Annotated in this window: 15 protein-coding genes; 8 read left to right on the forward strand and 7 right to left on the reverse strand. The window is 68.9% G+C overall.

All coding sequences use genetic code 11. The annotated features are described in order from the left end of the window. Positions 1-100 precede the first annotated feature (100 nt). From HLA95_RS04390 to HLA95_RS04400, 3 genes are read right to left on the reverse strand one after another with little or no spacing between them, the layout of a single operon-like run. Positions 101-970, reverse strand: coding sequence for a DMT family transporter (locus HLA95_RS04390; protein ID WP_191061818.1), 870 nt, complete (start codon positions 968-970; stop codon positions 101-103). Continuing rightward, positions 967-2,391, reverse strand: a complete 1,425-nt coding sequence (locus tag HLA95_RS04395) for an amidase (RefSeq protein WP_222182580.1) — start codon at positions 2,389-2,391, stop codon at positions 967-969. The genes HLA95_RS04390 and HLA95_RS04395 overlap by 4 nt, the downstream gene beginning before the upstream one ends. Continuing rightward, positions 2,388-2,576, reverse strand: coding sequence for a hypothetical protein (locus tag HLA95_RS04400; protein WP_191061463.1), 189 nt, complete (start codon positions 2,574-2,576; stop codon positions 2,388-2,390). Before HLA95_RS04400 ends, HLA95_RS04395 begins: the two co-directional genes overlap by 4 nt. A 137-nt stretch (positions 2,577-2,713) precedes the next feature. On the opposite strand from HLA95_RS04400, the gene HLA95_RS04405 reads away from it, so the two are divergent. From HLA95_RS04405 to HLA95_RS04425, 5 genes are all read left to right on the forward strand, one after another. Beyond that, the gene (locus tag HLA95_RS04405) at positions 2,714-5,047 is read left to right on the forward strand and encodes a thiamine pyrophosphate-binding protein (RefSeq protein ID WP_222182582.1); all 2,334 of its coding nucleotides are present in this window, start codon (positions 2,714-2,716) and stop codon (positions 5,045-5,047) included. A gap of 69 nt (positions 5,048-5,116) precedes the next feature. After that, positions 5,117-6,226, forward strand: coding sequence for an SRPBCC family protein (locus HLA95_RS04410; protein WP_222182584.1), 1,110 nt, complete (start codon positions 5,117-5,119; stop codon positions 6,224-6,226). A 172-nt stretch (positions 6,227-6,398) separates the two neighbouring features. Next, positions 6,399-6,872, forward strand: a complete 474-nt coding sequence (locus HLA95_RS04415; protein WP_191057872.1) for a (2Fe-2S)-binding protein — start codon at positions 6,399-6,401, stop codon at positions 6,870-6,872. Between the two features lie 71 nt (positions 6,873-6,943). Continuing rightward, positions 6,944-9,310: a xanthine dehydrogenase family protein molybdopterin-binding subunit gene (locus HLA95_RS04420; protein WP_191057871.1), complete on the forward strand. Its 2,367-nt coding sequence runs from the start codon at positions 6,944-6,946 to the stop codon at positions 9,308-9,310. A 21-nt stretch (positions 9,311-9,331) separates the two neighbouring features. After that, a complete protein-coding gene (locus tag HLA95_RS04425) occupies positions 9,332-10,126 on the forward strand; it encodes an FAD binding domain-containing protein (protein WP_191057870.1) in 795 nt (264 codons plus the stop codon). Between the two features lie 77 nt (positions 10,127-10,203). On the opposite strand, the gene HLA95_RS04430 is transcribed toward HLA95_RS04425, so the two are convergent. From HLA95_RS04430 to aceA, 3 genes are all read right to left on the reverse strand, one after another. Further along, positions 10,204-11,145, reverse strand: a complete 942-nt coding sequence (locus tag HLA95_RS04430; RefSeq protein WP_191057869.1) for a hypothetical protein — start codon at positions 11,143-11,145, stop codon at positions 10,204-10,206. A gap of 207 nt (positions 11,146-11,352) precedes the next feature. Beyond that, complete coding sequence (locus tag HLA95_RS04435) at positions 11,353-11,592, reverse strand: DUF4170 domain-containing protein (protein WP_191057868.1); 240 nt, start codon at positions 11,590-11,592, stop codon at positions 11,353-11,355. Between the two features lie 22 nt (positions 11,593-11,614). Further along, complete coding sequence (gene aceA / locus HLA95_RS04440) at positions 11,615-12,898, reverse strand: isocitrate lyase (RefSeq protein ID WP_191057867.1); 1,284 nt, start codon at positions 12,896-12,898, stop codon at positions 11,615-11,617. Between the two features lie 176 nt (positions 12,899-13,074). Here aceA and HLA95_RS04445 point away from each other — a divergent pair, with 176 nt between their 5' ends. Together HLA95_RS04445 and HLA95_RS04450 are read left to right on the forward strand one after the other, a co-directional pair. Beyond that, complete coding sequence (locus tag HLA95_RS04445; RefSeq protein WP_191057866.1) at positions 13,075-14,520, forward strand: helix-turn-helix domain-containing protein; 1,446 nt, start codon at positions 13,075-13,077, stop codon at positions 14,518-14,520. A gap of 66 nt (positions 14,521-14,586) precedes the next feature. Then, complete coding sequence (locus tag HLA95_RS04450) at positions 14,587-15,015, forward strand: OsmC family protein (RefSeq protein ID WP_191057865.1); 429 nt, start codon at positions 14,587-14,589, stop codon at positions 15,013-15,015. A 17-nt stretch (positions 15,016-15,032) separates the two neighbouring features. Here HLA95_RS04450 and HLA95_RS04455 read toward each other — a convergent pair whose 3' ends face one another. Then, on the reverse strand, positions 15,033-16,844 hold the full coding sequence (locus HLA95_RS04455) for a M2 family metallopeptidase (protein WP_191057864.1): 1,812 nt from the start codon (positions 16,842-16,844) through the stop codon (positions 15,033-15,035). 254 nt (positions 16,845-17,098) lie between these two features. Between HLA95_RS04455 and HLA95_RS04460 the strand changes: the two genes are divergently transcribed. Next, positions 17,099-18,019 carry an AAA family ATPase gene (locus HLA95_RS04460; RefSeq protein WP_191057863.1) on the forward strand — a complete coding sequence of 307 codons (921 nt, stop codon included), beginning with the start codon at positions 17,099-17,101 and terminating at the stop codon, positions 18,017-18,019. Positions 18,020-18,032: the final 13 nt, after the last annotated feature.

Genomic DNA, 18,032 nt, shown 5'->3' on the forward strand with positions numbered 1-18,032 from the left:
TGTAGATGCTCTTGGCGGGCTTGGTCGGGCGGTTCATTCGGCAGGGTCACAACAGGTCGGGCGGTGGACGGGTCCGGCTACACGGGCGCTCGCGCCGAAGTCAACCGGGCTGGACGCGCAGGCGCTCGCGCCAGGCGGCATAGAGACCGCTGGCGACGATCACCAAAGCACCCAGCACCACATATGGGCCCGGAACGTCGCCAAACACGATCCAGCCCGACAGGGCGGCCCAGATCAGCATGGTGTAGGTGAACGGCTGCACCACCACGGCCGGCGCGTATTGCAGCGCCAGCACCAGGCCGAAATGGCCGAACACGCCGAGTGCCGCCACCACCGCCAGGAGCAGCCACTGCTCGGCCGTGGGATCGATCCAGAAGAAGGGGCCCACCAGCGACAGGGCAATGGTGCCGCCCACGGTCTGCCAGACCATCGAGGTGGCGGCAGCGTCGTGGCGACCGGCGATCCGGGTCATCACCTGGTAGAAGGCATACATGACGGCACAGCCCAGCATGATCAGCATGCCCGGGCTGATCTCGGCAAAGCCCGGCCGGACGATGATCAGCACGCCCACCAGGCCCACGCCCACCGCGATCCAGCGGCGCAGCCCGACCTGCTCGCCCAGGAGCGGCACGGAGAGCGCGGTCACCAGCAGCGGGGTGAGCGCGAAGATCGCATGGGCGTCCGCCAGCGGCACGGTCTGGTAGCCCACCACCACGAAGGTCATCTCGGCGGCGATGAAGATCGCGCGGGCGATCTGCAGCTTCGGCCGGGCGCTGCGCAGCGTGGTGCGCAGCCCGCCCGGCATGGCCAGGGCCAGTGCGAGGGGGATGGAGAGCGCATAGCGCACCCACAGGATCTGCACGGGCGGCAGCTGGGTGGACAGGGTCTTGCTCGCCGCGTCCATCCAGCCAAAGCACGCCATGCCGCACAGGCAGATCAGGATGCCCTTGGTCTTGGTGTCGAGCGTCACGTCCCGGCGAGGGCGAAGCCGGACGGCCGGAACGGGCCGAACACCCGCTCCACCGCCGCGGCCGCCTGGAGGACCAGCGCCTCGGCGAACGGCCGGCCGATGATCTGCAGCCCGATCGGCATGCGGTTGCCGTCCAGGCCCACCGGCACCGACACGGCCGGCAGGCCCAGCCAGTTGGACAGGCCGATCAGCTGGCCGATCGCGTTGGCGGTCTCGACGAACCGCGCGTCGCCGCCCGTGTCGGTGTCGACGATCCGTGGAACCTGCACCGGGCAGGTCGGCAGCACCACGAGGTCGGCCTGGCTGAAGACGGTGGCGCAGAAATGGTCGAGCGCCCTGCCCCGGCTGCGCATGGCGGAGAGATAGTCGACGGCGCCCAGCGCGAAGCCCGGCTGCATGCGCGCCAGGGTCTGCGGGACGAAGTCGTTGTAACGCTCCTGGACATGGGCGCGATGCACCGCACTGCACTCGGCCATCAGCACCAGGCGGCGGATCGCGGTGATCCCCGCGATGTTCTCCATGCCGCCCTCGGTGACGCTGGCGCCGTCCTCGGCGAGCGCCCGGATCGCGTCGCGCACCGCGGCGTCGACCACCGGGTCGACCTTGCAGCCGAGCCCGGAGGTCGCGTGGAACAGGCGCAGCCCGCCCACCCCGCGCTCCAGCCCGGCCGTATAGACGGGGACCGGCAGGCGGCTGGTGGTGGTGTCGTCCGGGTCGTGGCCGGCAATCGCCTGGAGCACCAGCGCCGCATCCCGGCTGGTGCGGGCGAGCGGGCCGACATGGTCCAGCGAGAAGCTGAGCGTCATCGCGCCGGCCCGGCTGACCCGGCCATAGGTCGGCTTGATGCCGACCAGGCCGCAGAACGAGGCCGGGATGCGGATCGAGCCGCCCGTGTCGGAGCCGAGCGTGGCCGGGACCAGGCCCGCCGCCACGGCGGTGGCACCGCCCGAGGTCGAGCCGCCGGTGATCCGCTCCGGGTCGTGGGCGTTGCGCGGCGTGCCGGTATGGTTGTTGTGGCCGGTCACGCCCAGCGCGAACTCGACCATGTTGAGCCGGCCGACATCGATGGCACCGGCCTGGTCCAGGCGGGTGAGCACGGTGGAGGTGCGCGCGGCCTGGAAGTCGGCGCGGATGCGCGAGCCCTGCCCCGCGATCTGGCCCTGGCGGTAGAACATGTCCTTGTGCGCCATGGGCACGCCGTGCAGCGGCCCGCGCAGCCGGCCGCGGGCGCGCTCCTCGTCGCAGCGTGCAGCCTCGCTCAAGGCATAGTCGCCCCACAGCCGTGCGGTAGCGTTCAGCGCCCGGCCGCGCCCTTCCAATGCGGTCAGCACCGCCTCGGTAGCCTCGACCGAGCTGAGCTTGCCGGTGCGGATGCTGTCCGCCAGCTCGGCCAGCGACAGGGCCAGGATGGCAGTGGTCATGACTTCGGCTCCGGCGTGGCGTTGCGCTCCAGGGCGACCAGGAAGTCGCCGGGCTCGCACTCCACCGGCAGGTCGCGGCATTGCTCGCGCAGGAGTGCCACCAGTTCCTCGCAGGTCGCGGCCGCCGAGGGCGGCACGGCCACGCCCGATACGGTATCGACCTGATTGTCAGCTTCGCCCGCCACCCTGAACCACCCCCTTGAAAGTCGGTGCTGCCTGCATGTCGGCGCATCGCCCCGCCTGTCAGTGCATGGCCGTGCGTCTAGCACTCCGCTAGGCTTTGAGACAGCCACGGCGACAACAAGAGCAGAGAGGAGCCCTCATGATCGAGCCGCGCACCATCCAGAGGCTGGAGGCGATCGAGAAGAAGCTGCTCTGGCTCGCGTCCTGGACCATCCACCACGCCAACCACCTGCGCCCGGCGCGCGACAAGCTCAAGGTCGGCGGCCACCAAGCCTCCTGCGCGTCCTGCGCCACCATCCTGACCGCCCTGTTCTTCCACACGATGCGCGGGGCCGACCGGATCGCGGTAAAGCCGCACGCCTCGCCGATCATGCACGCCGCCCTCTATCTGATGGGCTTGGAGCCGCGGGAACGGCTGGAGCGGTTCCGGGCACTGGGCGGCGCCCAGGCCTATCCGTCGCGGACCAAGGACGTGCCGGTGGTCGACTTCTCCACGGGCTCGGTCGGCCTGGGTGCGGCCGTCACCTTGTTCGCCTCCTTGACCCAGGACCTCCTGCGCCAGCGCGGGCTGATCGACGACACGTCGCCGCCCGGCCGGATGATCGCGGTGGTGGGCGATGCCGAGCTGGACGAGGGCAACGTGTTCGAGGCCCTGCTGGAGGGCTGGAAGTACGAGGTCCGCAACGTCTGGTGGGTGATCGACTACAACCGCCAGTCGCTCGACCGGGTGGTGCCGGAAAAGCTGTTCAGCAAGATCGAGGGCTTCTTCGACGAGGTCGGCTGGGAGGTCGTCACGGTCAAGTACGGCAAGAAGCTCCAGGCCGTGTTCGCCGAGCCGGGCGGCGAGGTGCTGCGGCGCTGGATCGACGACTGCCCGAACGACCTCTATGCCGCGCTGACCTTCAAGGGCGGAGCTGCCTGGCGGGCCGAGCTGCAGGCGACCGCGGGCAGCGACCCGTTCATCGCAGGCCTGCTGGAGCGGCTGGGCGACGACGAGCTGGCCCAGCTCATGACCAATCTCGGCGGCCATGACGTCGAGGCGATGCTGGAGGCGTTCGACGCGGTCGAGGACGACCTGCCGCGCTGCTTCATCGCCTACACCGTCAAGGGCTGGGGCCTGCCGCTGGCCGGGCACAAGGACAACCATGCCGGGCTGATGACCCCCGACCAGATCGACCATCTGCGCACGCAGATGGGCATCGCGCAGGGTGAGGAATGGCAGCCGTTCGCGGGCATGACCGAGCTCGCGGACGATCTCACCGCGTTCATCGACCAGGTGCCGTTCCGCCAGCGCATCTTCCGCCACCAGGCGCCGCCGGTGGCGGTGCCGGACGGCCTGGGCGAGGTGACGATCGGCCAGACCGCGTCGACCCAGGAAGTGTTCGGCAAGCTGATGGCGGAGCTGGGGCGGAGCGATTCCGAACTCGCCGGGCGGCTGGTCACCACCTCGCCGGACGTGACCGTGTCGACCTCGCTGGGTGCCTGGGTCAGCCGGCGCGCGGTCTTCCACGGCACGGCGCGCGAGGACGTGTTCCGCCAGCACAACGTCGCCTCGCCGACCCGCTGGCGGACCTCGCCCACGGGCCAGCACATGGAGCTGGGCATCGCCGAGAACAATCTGTTCCTGCTGCTGGCGGCACTGGGCCTGGCGCACGAGACCTTCGGCGCGCGCCTCCTGCCGATCGGCACGCTGTATGACCCGTTCATCTGCCGCGGCCTCGATGCGCTGAACTATGCCTGCTACCAGGACGCCCGCTTCCTGCTGGTGGCTACCCCTTCCGGGGTGACGCTCTCGCCGGAGGGCGGTGCCCACCAGTCGATCTCCACGCCGCTGATCGGCATGGGCCAGCCCGGCCTGACCTATTTCGAGCCGGCATTCGCGGACGAGCTGGCGCCGCTCATGCGCTTCGCCTTCGCGCACATGCAGGCCGACGGCGGCGGCTCGGTCTATCTGCGCCTGTCCACCCGGCAGATCGCCCAGCCGCAGCGCAAGCTTGACGAGGCGGATCTGCTGGCCGGCGGCTACTGGCTGGTCCCGCCGGCCGAAGGTGCGGAGCTGGCGATCGTCGCCCAGGGGGCGGTGCTGCCCGAGGCGATGGCGGCCCATGCCGAGCTGGCCGAGGACGTGCCGGGCATCGGCCTCCTGGTGGTGAGCTCCGCCGACCGGCTGATCCATGACTGGCGCTCGGCCGGCAGGAACGCGCACGTGGCCGGGCTGCTCGCGCCGCTTGCGCCGGACGCGGCGCTGGTGACCGTGCTGGACGGGCATCCCGCCACCCTCGCCTGGCTGGGCTCGGTGCGCGGCCAGCTCGTCGAGAGCCTGGGCGTGGACCGGTTCGGCCAGTCGGCGGACATCCCGGACCTTTATGCGGTGCACGGGCTGGATCCGCTGGCGATCGTGGACGCGGCGGCACGCGCCATGGTGGCGAGGTTGTCCAGGAGCGTTATCGTGAATTCTGGAACCGCTCGATAAGCTTGCGTGTTTTCGGGTCCTGGGGCACCGCTGCCCGGGGCCGAGATTTAGACAAGAGGAACGCTGTACATGGACATGACCGGCGAGTACCGGATCCCGGCTCCGCGCCAGATCGTCTGGGACGCGTTGAACGACCCCGAAACGCTGAAAGCGGCGATCGTCGGCTGCGAGGAGCTGAACCGCACCGGCCCGAACAGCTTCGAGGCCAAGGTCACCGCCAAGGTCGGGCCGGTGAAGGCCAAGTTCGGCGGCAAGGTGACGCTCGAGGATCTGGACCCGCCGAACGGCTACCGGATCGTCGGCGAGGGCTCGGGCGGGGCCGCGGGCTTCGCCAAGGGCGGCGCCAAGGTGGACCTGATCGACGAGGGTGCGGAGACGATCCTGCGCTACGAGGCGAAGGCGGATGTGGGCGGCAAGCTCGCCCAGATCGGCTCGCGCCTGGTGGCCGGCACCGCGAAGAAGATGGCCGACGACTTCTTCGGCCGCTTCTCCCAGCTCGTGAGCCAGCGGGCGGCGGCCAGCGGCGCGCCGGCACCGGCGGCCCCGATCGCCTCGACCACCGCCCCGCCGGCCGCAGCCGCCGTGGCCGCCCCGGTCGTGGAGACGCCGACCGAGCACGAACCGATCGCCCGCACCTACCCGTCGGCCGACCAGGTGTCGCCGCGACCGGCCGAGCCGCTCGCCGGGACGGCAGCCCCCGAGCCGGCCACGCCGCCGGACCTCGGTACGGTCCCGCCGCGCGATTTCCCGTCGCCTGCAGCGGACGCCGTCACGGACCCGGGTGCGGCGACCGGCGAGGGTGCGGTGGAGCGGCCCTATGTCGGCGGGATGCCGGAGCCCCAGCCGGTGGCCGGGACCGACCCGCATGGCGGGGGCTACGAGCCCGGCCGGGTCACCACGCAGCCGACCACCGCCCCGCCCGGCCCGGTCGCCACCGCCTCCGAGCCGCTGGAGCCGGTCTCGGTGGACGATCCCGCCCGGACCTCGGCCCACATCCAGGCCGCCCCGGAGCCTGCCGCGGTGACCCCGCCGCCGCCGGTCGCACCCGCGGCGCCGCCGATGCCCAAGGCCGAGCCGCGCCCGACCACGCCCTCGGCACCGGCCAAGGGCGGCCTGCCCTGGACCTGGATCATCGTCGCGATCGTGGTCGTGCTGATCCTCCTGTTCCTTCTGGGCTGACTTTAGAAAGCACCAACGCCGCGTTGACGCTGCGTTGGCATTTCAATAGCTTCCGCGCAAAGACCGCGTGGTTCCAGCGGCCCGCCTCCAGCGGGCCGCGTCCGTTCCGGACCAGGCGGCGCAGGACAGGTGCAGGCAGGCCCGCGCCGGAAGGCGGGTGGGGGAGAGGTTGATGACCAGCGTCACGATGACCGTCAACGGTAAGGCGGTTACGAAGGATATCGAGCCGCGCATGCTGCTCTCCACCTTCCTGCGCGAGGAGCTGGGACTGACCGGCACCCATGTCGGCTGCGACACCTCGCAGTGCGGCTGCTGCGTGGTGCATGTGGACGGCGATTCGGTGAAGTCGTGCACCGCGCTGGCGGTGCAGTTCGACGGCGCCTCGGTGACCACGATCGAGGGCCTGGGCCAGAACGGCACCCTGCACCCGATGCAGGAGGCGTTCCGCGAGAACCACGGCCTGCAGTGCGGCTTCTGCACGACCGGCATGATCATGTCCTCGGTCGACCTGGTGAAGAAGGCCAAGGAGCAGGGCATCACGATCGACGAGCACTATGTGCGCGAGGGTCTGGAAGGCAACATCTGCCGCTGCACCGGCTACCACAACATCGTCAAGGCGGTGATCGCCGGCGCCCAGGCCATGTGAGCCGGCGGCCTGCCGGCATCCGACAAGAACAACGAAGATAGCTGACCTCGTGATCAGGGGCGGACCACCACATGGCGACCAACGGCATCGGTAGCTCGGTGAAGCGCAAGGAAGACCTGCGCTTCATCACCGGGAGCGGACGCTACACCGACGACATCCAGCTTCCGCACCAGGCCTATGCCTGCTTCGTGCGCAGCCCGCATGCCCACGCGACGATCAACTCGATCGACCGCTCCGCAGCCGAGGCGATGCCGGGCGTGCTCGGCGTGTTCACCGGCGAGGAGGTGGCGGCCGACGGGCTGGGCGGCCTGATCTGCGGCTGGATGGTCAAGTCCAAGGACGGCTCGCCGATGAAGGCCGGGCCGCATCCGATCCTGGCGCACCGCAAGGTCCGCTATGTCGGCGACCATGTCGCCGTGGTGGTGGCCGAGACCCTGCAGCAGGCCCGCGACGCGGCCGAGGCGGTCGAGGTCGAGTACGGCGTGCTGCCGGCCGCGGTGGATGTCGCCAAGACGCATGACAGCGGCGTCGACATCCACGACGACATCCCGAACAACCTGGTCTATGACTGGGAGATCGGCGACAAGGTGGCGACCGACGCAGCCTTCGCCCAGGCCAAGCACGTCACCCGCGTCGAGCTGATCAACAACCGCCTGGTGCCCAACGCGATGGAGCCCAGGGCCGCGCTCGGTCACTACGACACGGGCATGGACGCCTACACGCTCTACACCACCAGCCAGAACCCGCACGTGGCCCGGCTGGTGATTTCGGCCTTCGTCGGCATCGCTCCTGAGCACAAGCTCACCGTGATCGCACCCGACGTGGGCGGCGGGTTCGGCTCGAAGATCTTCATCTATGCCGAGGAATGCGTCTGCCTCTGGGCGTCCAAGAAGGTGCGCCGGCCGGTCAAGTGGACCGCGGACCGTACCGAGGCGTTCCTTTCCGACGCGCATGGCCGTGACCATGTCTCGGTCGCCGAGATGGCGATGGACGAGAACGGCCAGTTCCTGGCGCTGCGGGTGAACACCAAGGCGAACATGGGTGCCTACTTGAGCACCTTCTCGTCCTGCATCCCGACCTATCTCTACGCGACGCTCTTGGCCGGTCAGTACAAGACCCCGGCCATCTATTGCGACGTCCAGGCCTACTACACCAACACCGCCCCGGTGGACGCCTATCGCGGTGCTGGCCGGCCAGAGGCGACCTACCTCGTGGAGACGCTGGTCGAGGAGTGCGCCAAGGACATGAAGCTGGACCCGGCGGAGATCCGCCGGCGCAACTTCATTCCCAAGGACGCCTTCCCCTACCAGACCCCGGTGGCGCTCCAGTACGACACCGGCGACTACGAGCCCTGCCTGGACAAGGCGCTGGAGCTGGCCGACTATGCCGGGTTCCCGGAGCGGCGCCGGCAGTCCGAGGCGAAGGGCAAGCTGCGCGGCATCGGCTTTTCCGCCTATATCGAGGCCTGCGGCATCGCCCCTTCGGCGGTGATCGGGTCGCTCGGTGCCGGCGTGGGCCTGTGGGAGAGTGCGAAGGTCCGCTTCAGCCATACCGGCAAGGTGCAGGTGCTGACCGGGACGCACAGCCACGGCCAGGGCCACGAGACCACGTTCGCGCAGCTCGTCGCCTCCAAGCTCGGCGTGGCCTACGAGGATGTCGACGTAATCCACGGCGACACGTCCAAGACCACGGTCGGCATGGGCACCTATGGCTCGCGCTCGCTGGCGGTCGGCGGCGAGGCGCTGGTCAAGGCCTGCGACAAGGTCATCGCCAAGGGCAAGAAGATCGCAGCGCACCTGCTGGAAGCCTCCGAGCAGGACATCGTCTTCCAGGACGGCAACTTCTCGGTGGCGGGCACCGACCGGTCCAAGTCGATCGGCGAGATCGTGTTCGCAGCCCTGGTGCCGCACAACTACCCGCCCGGCCTTGAGCCCGGCATGGAAGAGACCGCCTACTACGACCCGGCGAACTTCACCTACCCGTCCGGCGTCTATATCTGCGAGCTTGAGGTCGACCCGGACAGCGGCGTCGTCGAGATCCAGAAGTTCACCGCGGTCGACGATTTCGGCAACGTCATCAACCCGATGATCGTCGAGGGCCAGGTGCATGGCGGGCTCGCCCAGGGCATCGGCCAGGCGCTGCTCGAGAACGCGGTCTATGACGAGAGCGGCCAGCTCATCTCCGCGTCCTACATGGACTACACCATGCCGCGCGCGGACGACCTGCCCTCCTTCGTGGTGCACACCACGGCCGGCACGGCCTGCACCCACAACTCGCTGGGCGTGAAGGGCTGCGGCGAGGCGGGTGCGATCGGCTCGCCGCCCGCGGTGATGAACGCCGTCGCCGATGCGATCGGCACCCGCATCTCCATGCCGGCCACCCCGGAGAAGGTGTGGCGCGCCCTGCAGAAGACCCAACTGGCCCAGGCGGCCGAGTGAACCTGAGAGAGAGCTGAAGCGATGTATGCATTCGGATATCATCGGCCCGGGTCGGTCGCGGATGCGGTGAAGCTGCTGGCCGATCATCCGGACGCCAAGCTGCTGGCCGGCGGTCAGACCTTCATCCCGACGCTCAAGCAGCGGCTGGCCCAGCCTTCCGACGTGATCGACCTGGGCGGCATCGCCGAGCTGCGCGGCATCCGTGCCGAGGGCGACAATGTCGTGATCGGCGCCATGGTGAAGCATGGCGAGGTCATGCGCGATGCCACGGTGAAGTCGATGATCCCGGCGCTGGCCGACATGGCGGGCGTGATCGGCGACACCCAGGTCCGCAATCGCGGCACGCTCGGCGGCTCGATCAGCAACAACGACCCGGCCGCGGACTATCCGGGTGCCGTGGTCGGCCTCGGTGCCACGGTGATCACCGACCGGCGCCAGATCGCTGGCGAGGACTTCTTCACCGGCCTGTTCGAGACCGCGCTGGAGGAAGGCGAGATCGTCACGGCGGTGAGCTTCCCCAAGCCCGTGGCCGCCGCCTACGAGAAGTTCCGCAACCCCGCCTCGCGCTATGCCATGGTCGGCGTGTTCGTCGCGAAGACGGCCGGCGGCGTGCGGGTCGCGGTGACCGGGGCCGGCCCCTGCGTGTTCCGCCTGCCCGAGTTCGAGCAGGCGCTGTCCACGAACTTCGCCGCGGATGCCATCCAGCACCTGAACGTCGATGCAAGCGGCCTGAACGCGGACATCCATGCCTCGGCCGAGTATCGCGCCCATCTGATCAAGGTGGTCGCCAAGCGGGCGCTGGCGAAGATCGGGTGATCAGGCCTCAACAGGCGGATCGCTGACGGCAAAGGGCCCCTTTTCGGGGCCCTTTGCTTATTCGACACCCCTGGGGTTCAGGCCGTGCCGTCGTTCAGCCAGAGCGGGTCCAGGAGCCGGGCGATCACCGACAGGAGGTCCGTGGTGACCCGGTCCACCCCCTGCTCCACCGCCCCGTTCAGGAATTGGCGGATGGCCTGCTCCACCGGCTCCGCCGGCGCCAGCGGCAGGCCGAGCTGCGCCAGGTCGGCGGTGATGGGCTGATCCGCAGGCAGGTAGCGGTTGCCCGCCTCGACCTCCTCCTGGGCGGCCGGCACCCGCACCACCACGATCCGGGAGGTGCACAAGGGCGGCTGCGGGCCGATCAGGGCGGCACCGGTCAGATGGCCGATCAGCACGCTGCTGGGCGCGTTCGGGCGCAGCAGCGAGAAGAACAGCGGCTGCTCGCCCTCGGCATGGGTCAGGCTCAGCACCACAGAGCTGGGATTGTCGAGGCTGCTGCCGTACATCCGGGTCAGGCCTGCCCCCAGCATCTCGCTGTACACGACATCCAGCCGGCCCGGCCGCCGCGACCCCTGGATCGCCAGCGTGCCGCGGATGAGCCGGCCGGTCTGATAGGGCGACCAGGCCCAGGAATAGGCGGCGAACACCCCTTCCATCTGCCGCCGGAATGCCATCGGCGAGCCTTCGGCGGTCTCCTCGCCCAGGAAGGCTTTGGCCTGCTGCCAGAGTTCCGCCCTCGCCTGCCCCAGGCTCTCGGCGACCGCATCGAGGAACTCGTCCGAGCTGCTTTCCAGGATCCAGTCGCGCGACCGGGCCAGCCCGAGCAGGCCCAGCCATTCGCCATACAGCCTGGGATCGCGCGGCTGGGCCCGGCCCTGCAGCCATTTGTAGGAGCGGTCCAGGTCGAAGCTGGTCGCGGGGTTGGCCCTGGCGAAGGCGCGGGCCAGATCCTTGCGCGTGGCGCAGCCAAGTGCCGCTGCCGTGATCGCGAACTTCACGGCCAAGTTGATCGCCATCGACGGTTCCCTGACCAAAGTGACGAGCCCGTCCAGCGGCGACCATGCTTCGCGATCATGGTCCGCTGGCAGGACGGCAACATTGATCTCAGAGAACACTACCGGCATGTCGATGGCAATATCGCGATCGGAAATCGCTTCTCCATGCGCGGGGCCGTCGATCTTCCAGACGTGCCCTGGCTGGTCCGATCCTGTGCTTGCCCGCCTTCAGGCTTGTAGAACTGCCGCCGGCTGGCCATGGCGCCGCGGCGGCGGCTCGTGGGCGATGACATAGCGGTGATGCGCGTTGCAGCGGGTCCCCTCGGCCAGCCGTCGCCACTCGCCCAATGCCCGCTCATAGGTCGCAAACGGGCCGGTCAGGCTCTGGGTGCCGTCGACCAGCCGCTCGAAGCTGACGTCGTCGTACTCGGCACCGATGATCCAGAACTTGCTCGCGATCGGGGTCATGACGCTCTCCTTGCCCGTCTGGTCAATGAAACTGGCTGGCCTCGGTGGATTCGCTCAGGGCGGTGGTCGCGGCCCGGCCGCCGGAGATGGCCAGGCTCACCAGGTCGAAATAGCCGGTGCCGACCTCGCGCTGGTGGCGGGTGGCGGTGTAGCCTTGGGCCTCGGCGGCGAACTCCGCCTGCTGCAGCTCGACATAGGCCGCCATCTGGCGCTGGGCGTAGCCGCGGGCCAGCTCGAAGGTCGCGTAGTTCAGGCTGTGGAAGCCGGCGAGCGTGATGAACTGGAACCGGTAGCCCATGGCGCCCAGCTCGCGCTGGAACTTGGCGATGGTGGCGTCGTCCAGCCGGGCCTTCCAGTTGAAGCTGGGCGAGCAGTTATAGGCCAGGAGCTTGCCCGGGAACTCGCGGTGGATGGCCTCGGCAAAGCGTCGCGCCTGGTCGAGGTCGGGGGTCGAGGTCTCCATCCAGAGCAGGTCGGCATAGGGCGCGAACGCCAGGCCACGGGCGATGCAGTATTCCATGCGCTGGCCGGGCAGGATCGGGTGGAAGCCCTCGTCGGTGCGGCTGGTCCGGTCGATGAAGGGATGGTCGCGCTCGTCGATGTCCGAGGTGATCAGCTTGGCGCTCTCGGCATCGGTGCGCGCGATCAGCACGGTCGGCACGTCCATCACGTCGGCGGCCAGCCGCGCCGCGTTGAGCGTGCGCACGAAGCTGCGCATCGGCACCAGCACCTTGCCGCCCAGATGGCCGCACTTTTTCTCCGAGGCGAGCTGGTCCTCGAAATGCACCCCGGCGGCACCCGCCTCGATCATCGCCTTCATCAGCTCGAAGGCGTTGAGCGGCCCGCCGAAGCCGGCCTCGGCGTCGGCCACGATCGGGACGAACCAGCGGCGCTGCGCCCCGCCCTCGGCATGCTCGATCTGGTCGGCGCGCTGCAGGGTGCGGTTGAGCCGGCGCACCACTTCCGGGACCGAGTTGGCCGGATACAGGCTCTGGTCGGGATACATCGCACCGGCGGTGTTGGCGTCAGCCGCGACCTGCCAGCCGGACAGGTAGATCGCCTCCAGCCCGGCGCGGACCATCTGCATGGCCTGGTTACCGTTGGTGGCGCCGAACGTGTTCACGAACTCGCGGCTGTGCAGCATCTGCCAGAGCTGCTCGGCGCCGAGCCTGGCCAACGTGTGCTCGATGTGCAGCGAGCCGCGCAGCCGCGCCACGTCCTCCTCGCGGTAGTCGCGGCGGATGCCGTCGAACCTGCCGCCGACGGTCGGCCGGCGCTCGAGCACCGGCAATGCGTCCCTGCCCATATTTTGTAAATCCTTTACACCTGATGCCCGGTGGGCGATGGGTGTCTTGCATGATCATCAATGGGGGGCGCTTCGCAATGGGCCAGGACAGGCCAGGGCAAGGTGATCAGGCGAAGTTGTAAATCGTATTAGTCAACTTCTGTAAGTTTGTAGCTGTCTTTACAATGCGAGGACCGATGAGCCGCAAGCGCATGCTCGGCCACAAGATCCGCCGGCTGCGCCGCGAGCGCGGCCTGACCCAGGCCCAGCTCGCCCAGCAGCTCGCCATCTCCACCAGCTATCTGAACCTGATCGAGAGCAACCAGCGCGCGGTCACCGTCGAGATCTTGCTCAAGGTCGGCGCGGTATTCGACGTCGACCTCGCGAGCTTTGCCGAGGACGAGGCCGAGCGCCTGGTGAGCGGCCTGACCGAAGTGTTCGGCGACCCCTTGTTCAGCCAGTCCGGCCGGCCGGGCGGCCCGCTGGCGCGCCAGGACCTGCTCGATCTGGCTAGCCAGGCGCCGGCCGCCGCGGAAGCGGTGATCACCCTCTACCGCTCGTTCGCCGAGGCGCGGGAAACACTGCGCCTCCTGGGCGAGCAGGAGGCCGTGCCCGATGCGCCGCTCCGGACCAGCTCGCCGTTCGACCAGATCAACGACTGGATGCAGGGCCGCGAGCATCATTTCCCGGAGCTGGAGGCCGCCGCCGAGGAGATCTGGCAGGTGGGCGAGATCGAGGACGGCGACACGCTGGGCGGGCTGGTCCGCTATCTCGAGCAGGAGCTGGCCCTCAAGGTGCGGGTGATGCCGGTCGACGTGATGGGCACGGTGCGGCGGCGCCACGACCGGCACAGCCGCCGGATCCTCCTGTCCGAGATGCTGCCGATCCCGAGCCGGACCTTCCAGCTGGCGGTCCAGGTGGCGCTCCTGCGCTATCGCCCGCTGCTCGACGAGATGGTGGCCCGCACCGGCCTCTCCGGCCCGGACACGGCGCGGCTCGGCCGGATCGTCTTCGCCAACTATCTGGCCGGTGCGGTGATGATGCCCTACGAGCGCTTCTGGCGCTCGGCCACAGCACTGCGCTACGACATCGAGCTCCTGCAGAGCCGCTTCGGCGCCAGCTTCGAGCAGGTGGCGATCCGGCTCACCACCCTGCACCGCCCGGGTGCGAAGGGCATCCCGTTCATCCTGATCCGCGGCGACAAGGCCGGCAACGTGTCCAAGCGGCTGGGCGGCGCCCATACTGCGTTCGCCCGCCAGGGCGGCGCCTGCCCGCGCTGGAACCTGTACGACGCCTTCCGCGCACCCGGGCGCATCCTGGTCCAGGTCTCGGAGATGCCGGACGGCATGCGCTGGTTCAGCGTAGCCCGGCTGATCAACAAGCCGGGTGTCGGCTACCGCACGCCCGGCAAGAGCTTCGCCCTGGCCCTGGCCTGCGACGTCGCCCATGCCGCGGGCATCGTCTATGCGGACGGGATCAACTTCCGTTCCGACGACACCGCCGTGCCGATCGGGCTGCACTGCCGCCTGTGCGAGCGACTGGACTGCGACCAGCGCGCCTTCCCGCCGCTCAACCACCGCATCGTGGTCGACGAGAACCTGCGCGGCCCCAACAACTACCTGTTCGAGCCCCGCCCGTCCTGACCGGGGAACCCGGCCCCGGCCGGGCAACTAGGTGAAAGCACCACCAAACTCGGGGGAATGAAACGGATGAGCACCACCAGCGGGTCGGCGATCTGGCAGGGCGGCCTGAAGGACGGCAAGGGCGCCATTTCGACGAAGAGCGGCGCGCTCGAGAACTACCCGTATGGCTTTGCCAGCCGCTTCGAGGGCAGGCCCGGCACCAATCCCGAGGAGCTGATCGGCGCGGCCCATGCCGGCTGCTTCACCATGGCCCTGTCGCTGATCCTGGGCGAGGCCGGCTTCACCGCCGACGAGATGTCCACAAGGGCGGACGTGACGCTGGACAAGCAGGGCGACGGCTTCGCGATCACGGCCGTCCATCTGACCCTGAAGGCGAAGATCCCCCGCATCGACCAGGCGCAGTTCCAGGAACTCACCGACAAGGCCAAGGCAGGCTGCCCGGTCTCGAAAGTGCTGAACGCGAAGATCAGCCTGGACGCGTCACTGGCCGGATAGCGGCCCGGCGCGAAAGGCTACCAGCCGCACTGGCGATCGCGGTTCTGCTCGTCGAGCCAGGTTTTCAGCGGGGCGAAATAGGCCAGCAGCGCCGTGGCATCCAGGCGGTCGGTACCCGTGAACGCCTGAAGGACCTCCGGCCATGGCCTGCTGGCGCCCATCGCCAGCATCGCCTGGAGGCCCTGGCCCACTTCCTTGTCGTCGTAGATCGAGCAGCGGTGCAGCGGCCCCTCAAAGCCGGCCTGCGCGCAGGCGGCTTGGTGGAACTGGTACTGGAGGATGCGGGCCAGGAAGTAGCGCATATAGGGCACGTTGCCGGGGATGTGGTACTTCGCCCCCGGATCGAACGCGTCCGGTGGGCGTGCGACCGGCGCCTTGATCCCCTGATAGTCCTCCCGGAGCTGCCACCAGGTCGCGTTGTACTCGGTAGGTCCCGCCTCGCCGCTGAAGACCTGCCAACGCCAGCGGTCGACCAGCAGCCCGAACGGCAGGAAGGCCACCCCGTCCAGCGCCTGCCTCAGTAGCAAGCCCGTGTCGCGCGACGCATCCGGCGCCTGATCGAGCAGGCCGATCCGCACGAGATATTCAGGGGTGATCGACAGGGCGATCGTGTCGCCGATCGCCTCGTGGAAGCCATCATTGGCCCCGTCGCGGAACAGGAGCGGCTGGTCCTTGTAGGCGCGGAAGTAGAAATTGTGCCCGAGCTCGTGGTGGGCCGTGCGGAAGTCCTCCTCGTTGATCCTGACGCACATCTTGATGCGCAGGTCCTCCTGGTCGTCCAGGTCCCAGGCACTGGCGTGGCAGACCACCTCGCGGTCCTCGGGCTTGGTCAAGAGCGACCTTTGCCAGAACGTCTCCGGCAGGGGCGAAAAGCCCAGGCTGGTGAAGAACCCCTCCGCCGTCCGGACGATGCCCTCGGCGTCGAACTTCCGGGCCTCCAGGATCTCGGTCAGGTCATAGCCCTGGTCGGCGTCCTCGGGCGCCACCAGGTCGTAGATGTTGCCCCATTCCTGCGCCCACATATTGCCGAGCAGGTGGGCGGGAATCGGCCCGGCCGGTGGTACCACGTCCGTACCGTAGGCCTCGCCGAGCTTCGCCCGCACATGGCAGTGCAGCGCCTGGTAGAGCGGCTTGACCTCGTTCCAGAGCCGGTCGGTCTCCGCCACGAAGTCGGCGGGCGGCATGTCGTAGCGGGACTGCCAGAAGCTGCCGACGTCGGCGAAGCCCAGGTCGCGGGCCCCTTCGTTGGCGATCGTCACCATGCGGACGTACTTGTCTTTCATGGGCGGTGCGATGCTATGCCAGCCGGTCCAGGCGTCGAGCAGCGCCGCCTCATTGCGCGAGCTGCGCATCAGCTCGGACAGCTCCTCCAGGTCCCGGCACTTGCCGTCCTGGCAGTACTCGCCCTGGCCATACATGCTGTCCAGCTCGGTGGTGAGCCTGGCCAGCTCCGCCGACTTGGCCGGGTCGTCGGGCGGCGGCACGTCGATCTGGCGCTTCAGCAGCTCGAGCTTGCGCGCGAGCTCGCCCGGCAGGTCCATTCCGTCATAGGCCTTGGCGCGCCCGAGCAGGCCCACGATCAGATTGTTGTAGTTCTCGGTGGCATTGGCCGCGAGGAGGTCGGTGTCGAAGGTGATGAAGTTCTGCTTCACCCAGAGCGTCCGGTTCCACAGCTCGCGCGCCTGGGCGAGCTGTGCCTCCGCCTCGTCGATGAAGGCCTGGGCCTCGGCGACGCCGGGTGCGACCACCTGGCCGTCGCCCGCCGCCGATCCAGGGCTTGGATGCAGGGCTGCCAGCGCTACGAGGCCCAGCAACAGGTTGCGGCTCATCGGGTCGCTCCCTCACCCAACCATGGCATGGATCTGCCAGCCGGCGACACTGCGCCCTTGCGTCCTGCCCGTCAAAGGACCCGCGACTTCATCGCCCCGGCCCGGAACGCTGCGCCGGCATCGTTTTCTCGGGGCAGCCAGGCAGGCTTGTCCCGGCCGGCTCCGGTGGCCAACTGAATAGCGGCTGGCAGCAGGCCATGATTCCATTATCCTGCCAGGGCAGCCACCTGTGCTTTACCGTCCACGAGAATCTGATGCCCCTGCCGATGCCCTCGTCCGTCGACACCACCGTCGACCTGCTCCGCCATGGCTCCTATGTGGCCGACCGTTCGCTGGCGACCTCGCTGTTCCTCGCCCTGAAGCTGGGCCGGCCGCTGTTCCTGGAAGGCGAGGCGGGCGTCGGCAAGACCGAGATCGCCAAGGTCCTGTCCGAGACGCTCGGCCGCAAGCTGGTGCGCCTGCAGTGCTACGAGGGGCTGGACGTCGCCTCGGCGGTCTATGAGTGGAACTATGCCCGGCAGATGCTGGAGATCCGGCTGGCCGAGGCGTCGGGCGACACCGACCGCACCACGCTCGCCAAGGACATCTTCTCCGAGGAGTTCCTGATCCGCCGGCCCCTGCTCCAGGCGCTCGAGCCCGATGTCGGCGGGGCGCCGGTGCTGCTGATCGACGAGCTGGACCGCACCGACGAGCCGTTCGAGGCTTATCTCCTGGAAGTGCTGTCCGACTTCCAGATCAGCATCCCGGAGCTCGGCACGATCCGGGCGGACCAGCCGCCGATCGTGATCATCACCTCCAACCGCACCCGCGAGATCCACGACGCGCTCAAGCGCCGCTGCTTCTACCATTGGGTCGACTATCCGAGTGCCGAGCGCGAGGTCGAGATCGTCCGCACCCGGATGCCGGAGGTGGAGCGTGCCTTGAGCGAGCAGATCGTGGCCTTCGTCCAGAAGCTGCGCCAGCAGGACCTGTTCAAGCTGCCGGGTGTCGCAGAGACCCTGGACTGGACCCGGGCGCTCAATACGCTGGACTGCATGGAGCTCACCAACGAGGTGATCAACGACACGCTCGGCACGCTGCTGAAGTACCAGGACGACATCCAGCGCATCCAGGGCAGCGAGGCGGCACGGCTGCTCAGCGAGGTCAACCTGGCCACCCGGCCGGCCGTGCGCTGAGCCCGGACGAGCA

The sequence above is a fragment of the Geminicoccus harenae genome, from assembly GCF_019800005.1.
GTDB lineage: Bacteria > Pseudomonadota > Alphaproteobacteria > Geminicoccales > Geminicoccaceae > Geminicoccus > Geminicoccus harenae.